The sequence below is a fragment of the Streptococcus sanguinis genome, assembly GCF_900635155.1.
GTDB lineage: Bacteria > Bacillota > Bacilli > Lactobacillales > Streptococcaceae > Streptococcus > Streptococcus sanguinis_G.
This window is the reverse complement of sequence record NZ_LR134002.1, coordinates 396,661-414,127: the sequence shown is the minus strand read 5'-3', so window position 1 is coordinate 414,127 and position 17,467 is coordinate 396,661. Positions and strand designations below refer to the sequence as shown.

Annotated in this window: 16 protein-coding genes; 2 read left to right on the top strand and 14 right to left on the bottom strand. The window is 44.6% G+C overall.

Translation table 11 applies throughout. From position 1 onward, the window contains the following. Window position 1 precedes the first annotated feature (1 nt). The 8 genes from sufU to ELZ47_RS02050 all read right to left on the bottom strand — a co-directional run bounded on the left by sufU (window position 2) and on the right by ELZ47_RS02050 (window position 8,825). Window positions 2–439: a Fe-S cluster assembly sulfur transfer protein SufU gene (sufU, locus tag ELZ47_RS02085; RefSeq protein WP_126435148.1), complete on the bottom strand. Its 438-nt coding sequence runs from the start codon at window positions 437–439 to the stop codon at window positions 2–4. Beyond that, window positions 426–1,658, bottom strand: a complete 1,233-nt coding sequence (locus ELZ47_RS02080; protein ID WP_126435146.1) for a cysteine desulfurase — start codon at window positions 1,656–1,658, stop codon at window positions 426–428. The genes sufU and ELZ47_RS02080 overlap by 14 nt, the downstream gene beginning before the upstream one ends. Before the next feature lie 40 nt (window positions 1,659–1,698). Then, window positions 1,699–2,961 (bottom strand): Fe-S cluster assembly protein SufD, encoded by a 1,263-nt coding sequence (gene sufD, locus ELZ47_RS02075; RefSeq protein ID WP_126435144.1) that lies wholly within the window; start codon window positions 2,959–2,961, stop codon window positions 1,699–1,701. 41 nt (window positions 2,962–3,002) lie between these two features. Then, a complete protein-coding gene (sufC, locus tag ELZ47_RS02070; protein ID WP_126435142.1) occupies window positions 3,003–3,773 on the bottom strand; it encodes a Fe-S cluster assembly ATPase SufC in 771 nt (256 codons plus the stop codon). Between the two features lie 89 nt (window positions 3,774–3,862). Continuing rightward, window positions 3,863–5,029 (bottom strand): glycosyltransferase family 4 protein, encoded by a 1,167-nt coding sequence (locus ELZ47_RS02065; protein WP_126435140.1) that lies wholly within the window; start codon window positions 5,027–5,029, stop codon window positions 3,863–3,865. Then, window positions 5,020–5,772, bottom strand: coding sequence for an adaptor protein MecA (gene mecA / locus ELZ47_RS02060; protein WP_125445632.1), 753 nt, complete (start codon window positions 5,770–5,772; stop codon window positions 5,020–5,022). The genes ELZ47_RS02065 and mecA overlap by 10 nt, the downstream gene beginning before the upstream one ends. A 175-nt stretch (window positions 5,773–5,947) precedes the next feature. Continuing rightward, a complete protein-coding gene (locus ELZ47_RS02055; protein ID WP_126435138.1) occupies window positions 5,948–6,790 on the bottom strand; it encodes an undecaprenyl-diphosphate phosphatase in 843 nt (280 codons plus the stop codon). Window positions 6,791–6,929: 139 nt separating this feature from the next. Then, a complete protein-coding gene (locus ELZ47_RS02050) occupies window positions 6,930–8,825 on the bottom strand; it encodes a DUF2207 domain-containing protein (RefSeq protein ID WP_126435137.1) in 1,896 nt (631 codons plus the stop codon). A gap of 131 nt (window positions 8,826–8,956) precedes the next feature. On the opposite strand from ELZ47_RS02050, the gene ELZ47_RS02045 reads away from it, so the two are divergent. Both ELZ47_RS02045 and ELZ47_RS02040 read left to right on the top strand, forming a co-directional pair. Continuing rightward, window positions 8,957–10,522 (top strand): ABC transporter substrate-binding protein/permease, encoded by a 1,566-nt coding sequence (locus tag ELZ47_RS02045; protein ID WP_126435135.1) that lies wholly within the window; start codon window positions 8,957–8,959, stop codon window positions 10,520–10,522. Further along, on the top strand, window positions 10,519–11,259 hold the full coding sequence (locus ELZ47_RS02040; RefSeq protein WP_126435134.1) for an amino acid ABC transporter ATP-binding protein: 741 nt from the start codon (window positions 10,519–10,521) through the stop codon (window positions 11,257–11,259). Before ELZ47_RS02045 ends, ELZ47_RS02040 begins: the two co-directional genes overlap by 4 nt. 95 nt (window positions 11,260–11,354) lie before the next feature. Here the strand turns inward: ELZ47_RS02040 and ELZ47_RS02035 are convergent, their stop codons facing one another. From ELZ47_RS02035 to ELZ47_RS02010, 6 genes are all read right to left on the bottom strand, one after another. Continuing rightward, window positions 11,355–11,570 (bottom strand): hypothetical protein, encoded by a 216-nt coding sequence (locus ELZ47_RS02035; protein ID WP_002893653.1) that lies wholly within the window; start codon window positions 11,568–11,570, stop codon window positions 11,355–11,357. Window positions 11,571–11,678: 108 nt separating this feature from the next. Beyond that, entirely contained in the window at window positions 11,679–12,611 is a 933-nt protein-coding gene (locus ELZ47_RS02030) for an SPFH domain-containing protein (RefSeq protein WP_002911761.1), read from the bottom strand. A 56-nt stretch (window positions 12,612–12,667) separates the two neighbouring features. After that, a complete protein-coding gene (gene ilvA / locus ELZ47_RS02025) occupies window positions 12,668–13,918 on the bottom strand; it encodes a threonine ammonia-lyase IlvA (RefSeq protein ID WP_126435132.1) in 1,251 nt (416 codons plus the stop codon). 99 nt (window positions 13,919–14,017) lie between these two features. Next, on the bottom strand, window positions 14,018–15,040 hold the full coding sequence (ilvC, locus tag ELZ47_RS02020; protein ID WP_002898885.1) for a ketol-acid reductoisomerase: 1,023 nt from the start codon (window positions 15,038–15,040) through the stop codon (window positions 14,018–14,020). Between the two features lie 64 nt (window positions 15,041–15,104). Then, on the bottom strand, window positions 15,105–15,581 hold the full coding sequence (gene ilvN / locus ELZ47_RS02015) for an acetolactate synthase small subunit (RefSeq protein WP_002898887.1): 477 nt from the start codon (window positions 15,579–15,581) through the stop codon (window positions 15,105–15,107). Beyond that, entirely contained in the window at window positions 15,574–17,274 is a 1,701-nt protein-coding gene (locus ELZ47_RS02010) for an acetolactate synthase large subunit (protein ID WP_126435130.1), read from the bottom strand. The genes ilvN and ELZ47_RS02010 overlap by 8 nt, the downstream gene beginning before the upstream one ends. Window positions 17,275–17,467 lie beyond the last annotated feature (193 nt).

The window sequence follows — 17,467 nt, the reverse complement described above, 5'->3', positions numbered from 1 at the left end:
CTTACTTTTTATCTTCTTCAATTGCTCGCTTGAGGGCATTCCAACCCAAGGTCGCACACTTAATCCGCTGCGGGAATTTGGCAACGCCTGCTAAAAAGGCTCCATCTCCCAATTCTTTCTGGCGACTGTCTTCCTGGCCCTGAACCATCTGTGAGAAAACTTCTGCCAATTCCAGGGCCTGCGCTTTTGTCTTGCCTAGAACCGCATCCGTCATCATGCTGGCCGAAGCCGTTGAGATGGTACAGCCAGAATTTACAAAAGCAATATCCTCAATCTGGTTTTGAGCATTAAACTTCACAGACAGGCTGATAACATCGCCACAGGTCGGGTTATTGAGGACTACCTGCTCCACATCTTCCAGTTTCCCATGATGATGGGGGTGAGCTGAGTGGTCGGTCACAACCGCCTTGTAAAGACTGTCTAACTTAGAAAGCGCCATTGAAAAACTCCTTTGTCTTTTCTAAAGCATCTACCAGCTTGTCGCAATCTGCATAGGTGTTATAGATATAAAAGCTGGCCCGCACAGTCGCTGGCACCTGCAGATAGGTGAGTAAAGGCTGAGCACAATGGTGACCCGCCCGAACAGCCACTCCTTCGTAGTCTAGAGCTGTCGCGACATCATGCGGATGGAGACCATCCAGGTTAAAGGCAATCACGCCCGAACGCTGGGCCAAATCCTGAGAGCCATAAATGGTCAACCCTTCTACTGCCTGCAGCTTAGGAAATACATAAGCAATCAGGTCTTGTTCATGCTGAGCAATGGCATCCATACCCAAGTCTTCCAAATAATCAATGGCCGCCGCAAGACCGATTGCTCCTGCCATATTCGGAGTGCCGGCCTCAAACTTCCACGGGATCTCCTTCCAGGTAGCCTCCTGCTCATAGACAAAATCAATCATTTCGCCGCCAAACTCGACTGGCGACATCTCTTCTAGCAATTCTTCCTTGCCATAGAGAACCCCAATGCCGGTAGGCCCAGCCATCTTATGCCCTGAAAAGGCGAAGAAGTCCACATCCAAATCCTGCACATCAATCTTCATGTGCGGAATGGATTGAGCCCCATCCACCACTAAAAGTGCTCCTTGCTGATGAACCAGCTGGGCAATCTCTTTGATGGGATTGATGACACCGAGGACATTGGAAGCATGAGCCAGAGAGACAAACTTTGTCCGCTCATTGAGCTTGGCATGGAAATCCTCCATATCCAGAGCACCATCCTTGAGATAGACATAGACCAACTTGGCTCCGGTCTTCCTACAAGCTTCCTGCCAAGGAATGACATTGGAATGGTGCTCCATGATAGAAATCATCACTTCATCACCAGGCTGCAGCCTTTCAGCCGCAAGCTGAGCCACCCAATTAAGACTCGTCGTGGTCCCTCGTGTAAAGAGAACCTCTCTGCTAGAAGCTGCATTGATAAAAGAACGAACTCTTTCTCTGGCTGCTTCATAGGCTGCCGTTGCCCGCTCAGCTAGCGTATGCACACCGCGGTGGACATTGGCATTGTCTCTAAGATAGTAGTTTTCAATAGCTGCCAGCACCTGCTTGGGTTTCTGGGTTGTCGCCGCATTGTCCAAATAAACCAAAGGTTCATCATTGACAATTTGGTCCAAAATGGGAAAATCTTGCTTGATTGCTTCTGCATTAAATCCAGACATGAAGACTCCTATCTACTTATACGGGACAAGGCCCAGCTTTTTATCTTTTTGCGAGAATAATATCGATATTCTCAATCATTTCATCACGGACTTCCTTAACAGGGATTTCTACAATCACTGAGCCTAAGAAACCGCGCACGACCAAGCGTTCAGCCGTCGCCTTATCAAGTCCCCGACTCATGAGGTAATACATATCCTCCGGATCAACCTGGCCGATAGAAGCCGCGTGACCAGCTGTCACATCATTCTCATCAATCAAGAGGATTGGATTAGCATCTGAGCGAGCCTGATCAGACAGCATGAGAACCCGGCTTTCCTGCTGGGCATCTGCTCCCTTAGCCCCTTTGATAATATGGCCGATACCATTGAAGGTCAGGGTTCCTTTTTCTAAGATAACCCCGTGCTGCAGGATATTTCCGATAGAGTTGCAGCCATAGTTAGTTACGCGGGTATCAATTCCCTGAACTTGCTTACCGCTGGAAAGAGCCACCACCTTCATATCCGCATGACTGCCCTTGCCATAGAGGTCGCTATCAAAGTCAGCTACGACATTGCCTTCGTTCATAACGCCGATGGCCCAGTCAATCATAGCATCGTTTTCCAGCTTACCACGACGGCTGATATAAGCCGTTACATTTTCGCCCAAACGGTCAATAGCTGAAAATTTAATCTGAGCACCAGCCTGGGCAATGACTTCGACGGTGATATTGGCTGTCGCTGGAACAGAGCCCTCACCATAAGTCTCCAAGCGTTCCAAGTAGTTAACCTTGGAATGCTTGCCTGCGATAATCAAAATATGCTTGTTAAAAGGAACATCGCTTTCGCTATCCTGATAAAAAATGCCTTCAATCGGCTGGTCAATCTCAACATTGTCCGGCACATAAAGAACCGCACCACTGTTGAAATAGGCAGTGTGGTAAGCCGCCAATTTGTCCTCGTCATACTTGACTGCAGACATAAAATGCTTCTCTACCAGCTCTGGAATTTCTTCCAAAGCTGTGTGAAAATCTGTGAAAATCACACCTTGCGCAGCTAAGTCAGCTGGCAATTGCTCTAGAACTGTCTGGGTACCCATTTGAATAAACTTGAGATTATCTCCGAGAGCAGTGAAATCCGGCACGCTGCTCAAAGGTTCGCTGTCGCTAATACGGCCGTCGCCCAGATTCCAACGATGGAATTTAACCCTCTCGATAACTGGCAAAGCCAATTGGTCCATCTTCTCAAAAGCCTTCTGACGGAGACTAGCCAACCATCCTGGCTCAGCGTGCAACCGTGAAAATTCTTGAATTAATTCTTTAGTCATGTCATTCTCCTATCTTTTATCAAAGTCAAAAGAATGTTTGACTAAGCTTCTTCCTTGTAATTGAAGCCCAATTCTTCAGCCAACTTAGCATAACCTTCTTTTTCCAAGCGGACTGCCAATTCCGGACCACCGGAAAGAACGACCTTGCCTTCCATCATAACGTGAACCTTATCCGGAGTGATATAGTTGAGCAAGCGTTGGTAATGGGTGATAATCATCGCTCCAAAACCTTCACCACGCATAGCATTAACCCCTTTAGACACAACCTTAAGCGCATCAATATCGAGACCCGAGTCAATCTCATCCAAGAGTGCAAAAGTCGGCTCTAGCATGAGCAACTGCAGGATTTCATTGCGCTTCTTTTCACCGCCGGAGAAACCTTCATTAAGGTAACGCTCAGCCATTTCTTCTTTCATGTTAAGCAATTCCATCTTTTCATCCAGCTTCATGATAAAGTCACGGACAGAGATTTTTTCCTCGTCTTCTTTGCCAGCATTCATAGCAGCACGGAGAAATTCTGCATTAGTAATGCCAGGAATTTCACTAGGGTACTGCATAGCAAGGAAGAGTCCCATGCGAGCACGCTCATCCACTTCCAACTCCAAGATATTGACTCCATCAAAAAGCACCTCTCCTTGAGTCACTTCGTAGTTAGGATTGCCCATGATGGCTGCAGACAAGGTAGACTTCCCTGTTCCATTTGGGCCCATAATAGCTGCAACCTCTCCTGTTTTCAGAGTGAGATTCACCCCTTTGAGAATTTTTTTCCCTTCAATTTCAACATGAAGATCTTTGATTTCTAAGACAGACATTTCTTTTTCCTTTCTTTGCTTAGCTGATTTACACACTTTAGTATACCAAAAAAAAGCCCAAAAGGCTTTTATTTTGTTTAGAGCTATTCTTATTTATTCCTCTTTTGACGCCATTTCCGCCGAACTTCCTCTCGGTAGGAGGAGTTCCCAATAAAGCGGAGAATATTGAGCAAAGGAGTACGATTAGGTCCCAAAACTCCGACCAGCTCAGCAAAGAGCTCAACTCCCAGAAGTAAGCCAATCATCAAGAGCACGCCCCCAATTCGACTGGAAACATTCAACAAGAGAGAAATCATGGCAAAGACCAGCGAAATTCCGTAGATAACCAGCACTGTTCCTCGGTGAGTCAATCCCAGAGACAAGAGTCTATGATGGAGATGGTGCTTGTCAGGCGTGTAGAATTTCTGACCAGACAGGGTACGGCGGATAATCGCCAGAAAAGTATCCGTAATCGGCACCCCTAAGATAATCATAGGGGTCACCACTGCAACAGCCGTCGCATTTTTCAGCCCTTGCAAAGACAAGACGGCAATCATAAAGCCAATGAAGAGAGCCCCCGTATCACCAAGATAGATGATAGCTGGATGGTAATTGTAAGGGAAAAAACCTGCAATCGACAAGACCAAAACGAAAATAGTCAAGGTCAGAAAGAGATTGTGCTGGGGCAAAAAGAAGTAAGAAACAATTCCCATCGTCACCAAGGAGATAATGGATACCCCGCTCACCAGGCCATCCAAACCATCAATCAAATTAACTGCATTGGTGATAGAAATAATCCATACCACTGTCAAAATATAGGACAGCCAAGGCTCAAAATGCAGGAAAGGTCCGCCAAAAGGAATCTTAAAATCATCCAATCGGAAATCAGTCAGCCACCAGATTAGACTGGCTGCTAGAACAATTCCACCCATTTTCAGCATAGGCGACAGCTCTTTGATATCATCAATCAGCCCTGTAAAAGCAATAATCAAACCACCTAGTACAACCGGCCAAACATAATCAAAATAGGTCTGTCCAAAAAAATCTACAGCAACAATCTGCGGCATCAAGAGCAGAGTAGAGATAGAAAAGGCCGCTACAATCGCCAACCCGCCACTGCTAGGCATGGGCTTTTTATTGATTCGGCGAGCATTGGGATAATCTACCGCACCAATCTTAAAGGCTAAGAGCCGAACCAAGGGTGTCAGAATCACCCCGATAAAAAAAGTTCCCAGTAATACCAAGATAAACTTTAAAGGAAAAGTAATCATAGGCATTCAACCTTCTGCAGACCGGAGACCGCATCTGTCACCAAAAGCAGATGACCGTGCTCCTGCAGCACTGCCCGAGTGATATCTGAGTCATCTGCGAATTCACGCATCTTGGCCAAGAGCCAAGCTGGATAGCGCTCTGGAAAGCCCTCAACATCTACTAAAATCGTCAAATAATAAGCTGAATCATACTTATAAAGCTCTGATAAGTCAATCTTATAGTCCACCGTCTGGGCAAAGGCCGCAGCAGCCTTAATATCTTCAAAACGCAGGATATAGTAAATGTAACGCTCTGCATTTTCTGCTGACTGCTCATCAGCCTCCTCCTGAGAAAGCTGCTCCCTTTCCTCTGCTTCGGCTGTTTCCAAAGATTGGACTGCTTCTATGTCTTCCTTACTCTTTTCAAAAATGCTCTTTTCTAGTGTCTTGAGGAATTCATCTGGAGACATATGAGACAGCTCGTCCATGTCTGGCAGATCTGCCAAATCCTCAAAACTCAGATTCTTATCCAATTTAGATTTGGTAACAAAAACATCCACCTTATCTGGCTTAGGCGTCACTCGAAAACTCAGCATACCGCTGTCCAAAAAATTATCCGGCATTTCCAACTCATCTAAGATGGTATAGAAAAACTCTTCTGTCTTTTCTTGGGGGACCAAGAAATCGGCCATTTCCATGCCACGCTCTTCCAAATCTTCCAGCTGAATCGTGATTTTTATGGTCGAATCACTAATCTGTTTCATTTCCATATCTCTACCTCATACACTTCTAGTCCTACTATTATACTAAAAAATCCCCCGTATTTCAAAAAATAGCTAGCATTGGTCTGAAAATGGAAGTTGCAAGAAAAAAGCTCTCAGAAAATTCCGAGAGCTTATTATTTCACTACATGAGATAGTCAGAGAAACATTAAAATTACCTCTTTTATCCCATCAAGGCTTTGATTGCTGCATAAACCAGAAGCACACCGCCCAGGCCAATCCGATATTTCCCAAAAGCGGTAAAGTCATGCTTTTTGACATAGTCTGTCAGGAAACGAATCACGACTAGACTGACACCGAAGGCCACCCCCATGGCAACTAAGAGCAAGAAAATTTGCCCAAATCCCAGACTGTTCCCATTCTTGATAAACTTAAGAATTTTCCAGCCACTAGCGCCAAACATAATGGGAATCCCCAGATAGAAAGTGAACTCTGTCACGACAGAACGACTGACACCATTCAAGAGACCACCGACAATGGTGGCGCCAGAACGGCTAGTCCCAGGAAAGAGAGCTAGAACCTGAAAGAGACCAATCTGCAAGGCAGTCTTGTAAGGCAAATAGGCTAAATCCGTCACAGCAGGCTCCTCATGCTCGCGCCTTTCCAGATAGATAAAAGCTACGCCATAGACAATCAGCATCACTGACACAGAGACTAGATTGTAGAAGTGCGCTTCAAACCAATCATCCAAAAATAAGCCGATAACAGCAGCCGGCAAGGCTGCCACGACCACCTTGGCCCAAAGCTGCCAGGTCTTTTGAACCTGACGTGCTGACTTGCCTGATTTAAAAGGATTGAGTTTGTCAAAATAGATGACGACAACCGCCAAAATTGCTCCCAGCTGGATAACGACATTAAACATTTCCATAAAGGCTGGACTTTGATTTTTATACTGGATAAAATCTTGAATTAAAATCAGGTGCCCTGTACTGGAAATCGGCAGCCATTCTGTGATTCCTTCGATGATACCGTAAATAATAGAGATGAAAATTTCAATGATAAACATAGAATACTCCTGAAACAAGGGTCTACTCAAGGAAAATCACATTTAAATTCCCAAAGAGTATTAGGTCTTATTATATCACAATTTAAAGGCTAGGAAAAGCCAGTACTAAGACTTTTCTGGCTAGGAGGGAGCTTATCTATCAGAAAGCTCCACCGCCTCCACCGCCTCCGCCACCGGAGAACCCACCACCTGAACTTCCGCCAGAAGAGACAGAGAAATTGCTGGCTGTGGTGGCTACATGGCCGTAGTTTGAGAAACTGTGCATACTGCTATAGAAGGCATAGTGCAGGTTAGCCTGAACATAGCTGTCCATAGATGGATTTTCCAAGTGAATCTGACGCAGAGCCATGACACGGCTGACACGATCTGCATAGCCAAAGAGGGTCGCATAGACCAAGAGACGGTTCCACAAGATAATGCCTTCGATTTCTGTCTTGTCCAGATGGGCAATATCTCGCAGCATATTGGAAAAACTTCGCCACAGATAGAAGTCGTGCGCGCCTTTGTCATTCAGGACGCCATCTCGCCAATAAAGCTGTGCCTTACTAGCAAAAATGAGAATCAAAACAAGCCCCATCAGTGCTAAGGGAATATATATCCAGATAAAGCCTCCAAAAGCGGCCGAATAGACAAATAAAAATCCAAGAGAAAATAGTAAAACAGCACTAGCTAGAATAATGGCAGTAATCAGCAATCTCTTTTCCTGAACTTTAAGAGGCCGGTAGTGACCAAAGAGACCCAAACGCTTGCCTTCAGATCGCACTTCTTTAGATAAGGAGCGCAAACTGTTAGTAAATAAGGACTTGATATTACTACCAATGTTTCGGATATAGGACTCATCCGCAGAAGACTTGTGCTTATAAATATCTTCTGAAATTTGATAGGCTGAAAAGAGATCTTTGACTTTTGCTTGGGATTGCTTGTTAAAAGCCATGCCCAGAAAACGTCTCTCAAAGTCTGCCAGCCCATCATAAGTCGCAATTTGCAGAACAGGATTTTCAGCATCTCCCTGCAGGAGGAGATTGCCCCTATCCAGCAGGTCTAACAAAGTCGCCTGAACCATGTTTTCAAAGTTCAGCACTGCCTTACCGCCCCTAGTCGGATCGACATCCTCCATGTCTACTGCGTAAATATTTTCCGCCAAGACAAGGGGAGCCAAGTCCTGAGGAGCTTCGTATAGACGGGCATTCTTGGGATAAGACTGCTTAGGCTTGATCTTCTGGGCAAAGACAAAATAAAGGATAGCCGCTACAAGGATGGCACATAAGAGCAGCAAGGGCAGGTAAATCTCACCCAACTGCCGGTAAAAAAGTGTCTGGCGGGCAATTTTTTCTTCTACAGCTTTAAAGGCTGGTAAGTAGTCGCCCTCATCTTCATTCTCTGATACCAGAGAGACCGCTTGTCGATCCCAATAGCCGTGGAGCTCGACATTATCGCCCGAGCCAATTCCATTGATTTTGACCAGATAGTCAGTGCCATCCTTATCCACGAAAGGCTGGGTACCAAAGTAGCCACTATGAGCAAAGAGTTCACTCTTATCTGGATTGCTCAAGCCAGAAACCGTCAAAACGACCTCTCCTATCCCCTGATCCCAGTCGCTGATAGGAGTCCAGTTGAGCTCAGCAATATCCTTGTGAAGAAAAAGGAGATTTCTCAACTGCCAGGTCACAGTGACAACAACTCTGTCACCGTCGTTTCCTGAATTATAGATTTTGACTTCATAACCGTCGCCTAAGTCTTTGATTTCTGGCCTAAAGTCCTCATCAGTTTCACCATTTGTCAGAATCGAGACCGCTGGATTTCCGTCAATGGCAAAACCATTGGGCATCTTTCCAGCCGAGCCCAGCGAAACAATCTGACCATTATAGTCGTCATTAAACTTGTAGGTCACTTTCTCTGTGTAGGTGGCTGTATTGTCCTCACGCAAGGCCAGATCGCCCTGATAGGATTCAATATCATAGTCAACAGCCGAGACAACCCGACCAAAACAAAGACAGGAAAATAAAACCAACAGAAGATAAAAATATCGCTTCATATTCAACCTCTCTTTACAGATACTTTGCTCTATTATATCATTTTTATCAAGTAAGGGCTTACTAGGATTGAAAAGAACCGCAACTTTCGATAGAATAGGAAGAACTATTATTAGATAAGCAGGAGAAACCCATGAAGAAATTATTACTCACTCTATTTACAGCCCTCCTGGTCACCTTAGGAACAGTCCATGTTATTCAGGCCGATGACTACCTGAGAATCGGTATGGAAGCAGCCTACGCCCCCTTCAACTGGACTCAGGATGATGATTCCAATGGTGCTGTAAAAATCGAAGGCACCAACCAATATGCCAACGGATACGATGTGCAGATTGCCAAAAAAATTGCACAAGAGATGGGCAAGGAACCTCTGGTTGTCAAGACTTCTTGGAATGGCTTAATTCCTGCTCTGACCTCTGGCAAGATTGATATGATTATTGCTGGTATGAGTCCAACTGCCGAGCGGAAAAAGGAAATCGCCTTTTCCAACAGTTACTACACCAGCGAGCCAGTTCTCCTAGTTCGTAAAGATGGAAAATATGCATCCGCTAAGACTCTAGAAGACTTCAAAGATGCTAAAATCACTTCCCAGCAAGGAGTTTACCTCTACAATCTCATTGACCAGTTGCCTGGCGCCAAAAAAGAAACAGCTATGGGCGATTTTGCCCAGATGCGTCAAGCCTTGGAATCTGGAGTTATTGATGGCTATATCTCTGAGCGGCCAGAAGCCTTGACTGCAGAAGCTGCCAACTCCAACTTCAAAATGATTCAGTTTGAGAAAGGCTTTGAAGTCGGCGAAGAAGATGCTTCCATTGCCATTGGTATGCGCAAGGATGACGACCGTATCGAGCAGGCCAATGTTGCTATCGCTAAGATTACCACCAATGACCAAGTCAAGCTAATGGACGAGATGATTCAGAAACAGCCTGTTGATACGGATAGTGAAGCAGCTAAGGAATCATTCTTCAGTCAAGTAGCTAAGATTCTAGCTGAAAACTGGCCGCAATTCCTACGCGGAGCTGGTTTAACCTTGCTCATTTCGATTACAGGAACCATCGCAGGTCTCATCATCGGACTGCTAATTGGCGTTTATCGTACAGCACCAGCTTCTAAGAATAAATTATTAGCATCACTGCAAAAAATCTTCGGCTGGTTCTTAAATGTCTATATTGAGATTTTCCGCGGAACTCCAATGATTGTTCAGTCCATGGTTATCTACTACGGAACAGCCCAGGCATTCGGAATTTCTATCGACCGGACTATCGCTGCCATTTTCATCGTCTCCATCAACACCGGAGCTTATATGAGTGAGATTGTCCGCGGTGGTATCTTTGCCGTTGACAAGGGGCAATTCGAGGCCGCAACAGCACTGGGTATGACTCACGGCCAGACCATGCGCAAGATTGTCCTGCCTCAGGTTGTCCGCAATATTCTGCCCGCAACTGGTAATGAATTTGTCATCAACATCAAGGATACATCCGTGTTGAACGTTATCTCAGTGGTTGAGCTTTATTTCTCTGGAAATACCATCGCTACCCAAACCTACCAATACTTCCAAACCTTTACCATCATCGCTGTAATCTACTTTGTCCTGACATTCAGCGTGACACGCATCCTGCGCTATGTTGAAAAACGCTTTGACACAGATAACTACACGACAGGTGCCAATCAAATGCAGACAGGAGAAGTGAAATCATGACAGAAACCATTTTAGAAATTAAAAACCTCAAAAAGTCTTACGGTGAAAACGAAGTCCTCAAGGACATTTCCCTCACAGTTCATCAAGGAGAAGTAATTTCCATCATTGGCAGCTCTGGCAGCGGAAAGTCAACCTTCTTGCGCTCTATTAATCTTTTGGAGACACCAACTGGCGGTCAGATTTTCTACCGTGGCAAGAATGTCCTAGCAGAGAACTATGACCTGACCCATTACCGTGAAAAGCTGGGCATGGTCTTTCAGTCTTTCAATCTCTTCGAGAATCTTAATGTCCTTGAAAACACCATCGTTGCTCAGACAACGGTCCTGAAAAAAGAACGGTCAGAAGCTGAGAAAATTGCCAAAGAAAATCTCAACAAGGTTGGAATGGGCGAGCAGTACTGGCAGGCCAAGCCTAAGCAACTCTCTGGCGGTCAGAAGCAGCGGGTCGCTATTGCCCGCGCCCTCTCCATGAATCCTGATGCTATCCTCTTTGACGAGCCAACCTCAGCCCTAGACCCTGAAATGGTTGGTGAAGTTCTGAAGATCATGAAAGAACTGGCTCAGGAAGGGTTGACAATGATTGTCGTAACCCACGAGATGGAATTTGCCCGTGATGTTTCCAGCCGTGTTATCTTTATGGACAAGGGCGTTATTGCTGAATCTGGCAGCCCGCAGGATATCTTCACCAATCCCAAAGAAGAAAGAACCAAAGAATTCCTGCAGCGCTTCCTCAGCTAAATTACTTCTATTTTCAAAAGCAAAAAGGAATCTGGAACTAAGTCCAGATTCCTTTTTTTATTTAATGAGCAATATCAGTTGCACGATTTTGAAGTTTAGTCTTCAAATTTTTCATGGTTTTTGTCGTAGAAATCAATCAAGCCAAGAGCTGTTTCAAAAGAGATATTTTTCACTTTTGCACGTCCTTGAGCAAGAGCAATGATAGACATTTCACGTGCGTTTGTTTCTTTACTAATACGGTAACCGGTGATCTTCTTATCACGTACCCAACTAACAACAGATTCTACTTTCTCGAAATTAGATTTAGCCATTTCTTACTCCTCTCTATTCTAGCTACATCAACTACTATAATTGTTTTTATACAGTTTGTCAACTTAAACAAACCAAATTCGAACAAATTAAATAATTCTGAATTTTCTTTACTTAGCTTTGAGGGCTGAAAGTATCTGAGTCCGAATACTTTCGACACCTTCTGGATTTGCCGGAAGGAAGATGGTATTATTACCCGAACTATCTGCAAAATTATTCAGCGTATCCAGGTACTGGTTGGTCAAAAGAATAGACATAATCTGCTCTTCTGTCAACTCAATATTAGCTCCCTTCAATTCCTTGATAGAGTCTGCCAAACCATCCACAATGGCCTTCCGCTGCTCGGCAATACCAACCCCATGCAGGCGGTCTTTCTCAGCTTCTGCAGAGGCAGCTGTCACAATCTTAATCTTGTCGGCCTCTGCCAATTCCTGAGCAGCCACGCGCTTACGCTGGGCCGCATTGATTTCGTTCATAGACTGTTTAACTTCAGCGTCCGGTTCAACCTTGGTAATCAAGGTTTTGACAATAATGTAACCATAGGTCGACATTTCTTCAGCCACTTGTTTTTGGACTTCTAGGGCAATTTCGTCCTTCTTTTCAAAGAGCTCATCCAAGGTCAGTTTTGGAACGGAGGAACGAAGGGCATCTTCGATATAGGACTTAATCTGTGCTTCAGGACGCATAAGCTTGTAATAAGCGTCAATCACGTTGTTCTCATTTACGCGATACTGGGTCGCAACATTCATGGTTACGAAAACATTATCCTGTGTCTTAGTCTCAACGATAATCTCGCTCTGCAACAAACGCAGCTGAACGCGAGCCGCTATCTTGTCAATCCCTAAAGGAAGACGGAAATTGATACCGCTGCTGCTGGTTTTGTGATAGCGTCCAAAACGCTCAATGATTGCCACAGATTGCTGACGAACCACATAGACTGCACTAAGCAGCAAGAATATAAAGATTATGATCAATATGATAAAGAAAAATGGAATAAAAAACATGTTCAAGCCTCCTTGATTCACTATAGTATATTCTAACATATTTAATTTGCAGTTTCAAACGAAAACATACAAATTAGGCTAAAATATATTTACAATCAGACAAGCATATTGTAGAGTGTTTCATTCCCGTTCAGATTGATAAAGGAGGGATCGAACTGCTCAATACGATTAATCAAAGAAGCATAATCATGCTTATCTGCCAGAGAAATACCAATCAAAACTGGTCCCGTTCCCTTGCTTGCCCGCTTGATATATTCAAAACGAGTGATGTCGTCATTAGGCCCTAAAATATCATTCACAAATTCCCTCAGGGCACCAGGACGCTGTGGGAAGTTAACCACGAAATAGTGCTTGATACCATCATAAATAAGTGCCCGTTCTTCCATCTCTGGCATACGGTTGATGTCATTATTACCACCTGAGATAATGCAACAGATAGTTTTCCCCTTGATGTACTCGCTCAGAACTTCCAAAGCAGCAACACTTGCAGCACCAGCTGGCTCTGCGACAATCCCTTGCTTGGAGTATAGGTCAATGATGGTCTCTGAAATAAGCCCTTCATCTACACCGATAAGATTTTGAACATTCTTTTGTGTAACCTCATAAGTTGATGCACCGACTTTCTGGACTGCGATGCCGTCGGCAAATTTATCGATTTCTTTAAGCTTGACCGGACCTCCAGCTTCAAAGGCTGCTTTCATACTGCGGGCACCGTTGGCTTCCACACCAATAACTTCGATAGCTGGCTGACTTTCTTTGATATAGGTTGAGACTCCTGATATCAGGCCGCCGCCGCCAACTGGTACCAAAACAGCATCAAAAGTGATAGCTTCTCTCCTAGCCTCATCTAAGATTTCGTAGGCCACTGTTCCTTGACCAGCTTGGACATCATCATTGTCAAAAGGATCGATAAAGGTGCGATTTTCAGCCTTAGTATAGTCAAGCGCTGCTTTAGCCGAAGCATCAAAGGTATCTCCAACCAGCTTGATGTTCACAAATTCACCACCAAAGAAGCGGACCTGGCCAATCTTCTGCTGAGGGGTCGTGATGGGCATAAAAATAGTTGCTGGAATTTTCATTTCCTTACATGTATAGGCCACTCCTTGAGCGTGATTGCCCGCAGAAGCACAGACAACCCCACGCTGACGTTCCTCTTCGCTAAGTTGAGAAATAGCGTAATAAGCCCCACGGAGTTTAAAAGAGCGCACCCGCTGCATATTTTCTTTCTTCAGGTAAATCTTGGCCTGATACTTCTCTGACAAATAGTGGTCGTAGTCAAGCGGAGTATTGACAACCACATCTTTTAACACTTTATGAGCATGCGTGATATCTTTTGCTCTGAGCATTTTTCTTCCCTCCCTGTTTTTTCAGTTTATTCTCTATCAAGCAAAACAAGGGGCTGGGAATTCGCATTCCAACCCCTAATGTCTTATCTGCTCTTTATCTTAATTGTAAATCTTGAAAGCATCGTCGTCGTTTTTACCAACGAATGGCATTGCTTTACGCAATTCTGCACCGACCTTTTCAATCTCCAGATTAGCAGCTTGCTCACGGTAAGCAGTCAGTTTTGGACGACCAGCTTTATAGTCGTCAACGAAGTCATTAGCAAATTTACCGTTTTGGATATCAGCCAAGACCGCCTTCATGTTTTCTTTGACTTGCTCAGTAATCACGCGCGGACCAGAGACATAGTCACCATATTCAGCTGTATTTGAGATAGATTGACGCATCTTCTTGAAGCCACCTTCATAGATCAAGTCGACAATCAGTTTCATTTCATGCAGCACTTCAAAGTAAGCCAATTCTGGTGCATAGCCTGCTTCAGTCAGAACTTCAAATCCTGCTTCAATCAGGGCAGTCAAACCACCACAAAGCACAGCTTGTTCACCAAAGAGATCTTCTTCTGTTTCTTCTTTATAAGTTGTTTCAAGAAGTCCAACACGAGCTGAACCAACACCTTTACACCAGTCCATTGCGATATCTTTGGCATTTCCAGTAGCGTCTTGGTAAACCGCATAGAGAGCTGGTACACCAAAGCCTTCTTCGAAAGTACGGCGAACCAAGTGACCAGGGCCTTTCGGTGCGCACATAAAGACATCTACATCGGCAGGAACTTTGATAAACTCAAAATGGATATTGAAACCATGAGCAAAACCAACAGCATTGCCAGCTTCCAGATTTGGAGCGATTTCTGCTTCATACAAATCTCTTTGGATTTCATCCGGAGCCAAAATCATGATGACATCAGCCAATTTAGCTGCTTCTGCTACTGTATAAGTATCAAAGCCATCTTCTTTAGCCTTATCAAATGACTTACCAGGACGAACACCGATAATCACATCGTGGCCTGTATCGCGCAAATTTTGTGCATGGGCATGACCTTGTGAACCATAGCCAATTACGGCAATTTTCTTACCGTCAAGTGCTGCTACTTTTACATCTTTTTCGTATTCCATTGTTACTGCCATAAGTTTTTCTCTCTTTTCTATTTTTCTTACCTGTTAGGCGGTTTTAACAAATTAAAGGTTTGGTTTAATCACGGGTAAAGCCTGTCGCTCCAGTCCGAGCAATATTTTTGATACCATATGGACGAATGACCCGAAGCAGAGCCTCGCTCTTCTCCGCATCACCAGTCATCTGAACGGTAATGGAGCTAGGTGCTACATCTACAACTGTCGCCCGGAAGGGTTGGATAATAGACAGAATCTCTGCCCGCTTATCAGCTGGAGCCGAGACCTTAACCAGAATCACTTCACGCTCTAAGTGAGGACGGTCTGTGATATCTCGAACCCGAATCACATCAATCTGACGATTGAGCTGCTTGATAATCTGCTCGACTTCTGCCAAGGAAGCTACATCAATGATGATGGTAATACGGGATACTTCCGGATTTTCCGTCGTTCCAACTGAGATACTCTCAATATTAACCTGACGTCTGGAAAGGACACCCGTGAAGCGGTTCAGAACACCCGAACGGTTTTGGAGTTTAGCTGTCAACATTCTACGCATGGAACTTCACCCCCAACATCTCATGATTGCTCTTGCCAGCCGGCACCATTGGAAGAACGTGCTCCTTGCGAGAGATATCTACCTCGATAAACATTGGTATATCTTCCTTTAAGACTTCCAAATCCTGAACAATAGTCTCCGGATTGTCAAATTTATAAGCTTTAACACCATAGGCCTGAGCCATGAGCTGGAAATCTGGCAAAGTATCAAAGACAGACTCAGAAGTACGACCATCATAGAAAGCTTCCTGCCACTGGCGCACCATGCCTAGCGAATGATTGTTGAGCATGATGACCTTAATCGGAATCTTATAGATATTGAGAATAGCCATCTCTTGGTTGGTCATCTGATAACCACCATCTCCGACAAAGAGAACGACTTCCTTATCCGGATTGGCAATCTTGGCCCCAATCGCTGCTGGAACACCGAAGCCCATGGTTCCCAGACCGCCAGATGTTACCAGTTGGCGCTCGTTTTTATAAGGATAATATTGGGCTGTCCACATTTGATGCTGGCCGACGTCCGTTACGACGATGGCGTCACCCTTGGTCAGCTCGCCCACGCGCTCAATAACAGCCTGAGGCTGTACGACACGTTCTTTTTTATCATACGAGCGGACTCGCTCCTTGTCCTGGGTTACTTTTTCAATCCACTGGCTGGTATTGTTATGCACTTGCTCTTCATTGAGCAGCATCTGCAGGGCTTTCTTAGCATCCCCTACGATAGGGATGTCTACACTGATAATCTTTCCAATTTCTGCTGGGTCAATATCAATATGAGCCACTTTAGCGTTCTTGGCAAAGGTTTTCGGATTACCGGTCAGACGGTCATCAAAACGGCAGCCGATACTAATCATAAAGTCAGCCTCAGTCATGGCAATATTGGCCGCAAAAGAACCGTGCATTCCACCCATACCTAAGAACAAAGGATGGTCTGTCGCAATAGTTCCCTGACCCAACAAGGTAGTGACTACTGGAATCTGATACCGCTCCGCCAAAGCAACCAGCTCTGCTGCTGCCTCGGCATAACTAATACCGCCTCCTGAAAGAAGAACCGGCTTTTTAGCCTTAGAAATCTGCTTGATAATCTTTTTAATCTGCAATTCATTAGGCTCAATAGTCGGCTGATAGCTCGGCAGATGCAACTTGCTGTCATAGATAAAGTCCGTTTCCAGAGCGGAGACATCCTTAGGCAAATCAATAACGACTGGCCCAGGACGACCTGTCGTCGCAATGTGAATAGCTTCTGTAATAATACGCGGAATTTCTGCCGTCTCCCGAACCTGATAATTATACTTGGTTATAGGAGTCGTAATACCAACAATATCCGCTTCCTGAAAAGCATCTTTACCGATTCCGGCCTTGGCTACCTGACCAGTAAAGACTAAAAGGGGTACGCTATCGCTCATGGCATCAGCAATTCCGGTAATGGCATTGGTCGCTCCTGGACCGCTGGTCACAACCGCAACTCCGATTTTCCCAGTAGACTTAGCATAGCCTTCTGCTTCGTGAACACAGCCTTGCTCATGGCGACCTAGAATATGATGGATGCCTTCAAAACTATAAATAGCATCATAAAGCGGCAGTACTGCTCCGCCAGGATAGCCAAAAATCGTATCAACACCAAGACTCTTCAAGGTTTCTAAAACAAGCTCTGAACCTGTCTTAGGAGTTTCTAATTTGATTTTCTCCATTTTTCCCCTTTCATTTATTTACAATTTTCTAAAAATTCAAAAAGCTTTCTACTATGATAACATTTTTGAAAAAAATTGCAAGCCATGCAGAATATTTTTCTACATTTTTTTAGCAATTTATCGGATGAAAAGGGAAATTTTTCCAAAGAAACCGAATAAGAGCATGCTGCTTCCATATCAGTATTTGCCTTTT

Excerpts from the sequence above, each read along its gene's own strand:
- sufU (WP_126435148.1), bottom strand. The coding sequence starts at position 439 with ATGGCGCTTTCTAAGTTAGACAGTCTTTACAAGGCGGTTGTGACCGAC.
- ELZ47_RS02080 (WP_126435146.1), bottom strand. The coding sequence starts at position 1,658 with ATGTCTGGATTTAATGCAGAAGCAATCAAGCAAGATTTTCCCATTTTG.
- sufD (WP_126435144.1), bottom strand. The coding sequence starts at position 2,961 with ATGACTAAAGAATTAATTCAAGAATTTTCACGGTTGCACGCTGAGCCA.
- sufC (WP_126435142.1), bottom strand. The coding sequence starts at position 3,773 with ATGTCTGTCTTAGAAATCAAAGATCTTCATGTTGAAATTGAAGGGAAA.
- ELZ47_RS02065 (WP_126435140.1), bottom strand. The coding sequence starts at position 5,029 with ATGCCTATGATTACTTTTCCTTTAAAGTTTATCTTGGTATTACTGGGA.
- mecA (WP_125445632.1), bottom strand. The coding sequence starts at position 5,772 with ATGGAAATGAAACAGATTAGTGATTCGACCATAAAAATCACGATTCAG.
- ELZ47_RS02055 (WP_126435138.1), bottom strand. The coding sequence starts at position 6,790 with ATGTTTATCATTGAAATTTTCATCTCTATTATTTACGGTATCATCGAA.
- ELZ47_RS02050 (WP_126435137.1), bottom strand. The coding sequence starts at position 8,825 with ATGAAGCGATATTTTTATCTTCTGTTGGTTTTATTTTCCTGTCTTTGT.
- ELZ47_RS02045 (WP_126435135.1), top strand. The coding sequence starts at position 8,957 with ATGAAGAAATTATTACTCACTCTATTTACAGCCCTCCTGGTCACCTTA.
- ELZ47_RS02040 (WP_126435134.1), top strand. The coding sequence starts at position 10,519 with ATGACAGAAACCATTTTAGAAATTAAAAACCTCAAAAAGTCTTACGGT.
- ELZ47_RS02035 (WP_002893653.1), bottom strand. The coding sequence starts at position 11,570 with ATGGCTAAATCTAATTTCGAGAAAGTAGAATCTGTTGTTAGTTGGGTA.
- ELZ47_RS02030 (WP_002911761.1), bottom strand. The coding sequence starts at position 12,611 with ATGTTAGAATATACTATAGTGAATCAAGGAGGCTTGAACATGTTTTTT.
- ilvA (WP_126435132.1), bottom strand. The coding sequence starts at position 13,918 with ATGCTCAGAGCAAAAGATATCACGCATGCTCATAAAGTGTTAAAAGAT.
- ilvC (WP_002898885.1), bottom strand. The coding sequence starts at position 15,040 with ATGGCAGTAACAATGGAATACGAAAAAGATGTAAAAGTAGCAGCACTT.
- ilvN (WP_002898887.1), bottom strand. The coding sequence starts at position 15,581 with ATGCGTAGAATGTTGACAGCTAAACTCCAAAACCGTTCGGGTGTTCTG.
- ELZ47_RS02010 (WP_126435130.1), bottom strand. The coding sequence starts at position 17,274 with ATGGAGAAAATCAAATTAGAAACTCCTAAGACAGGTTCAGAGCTTGTT.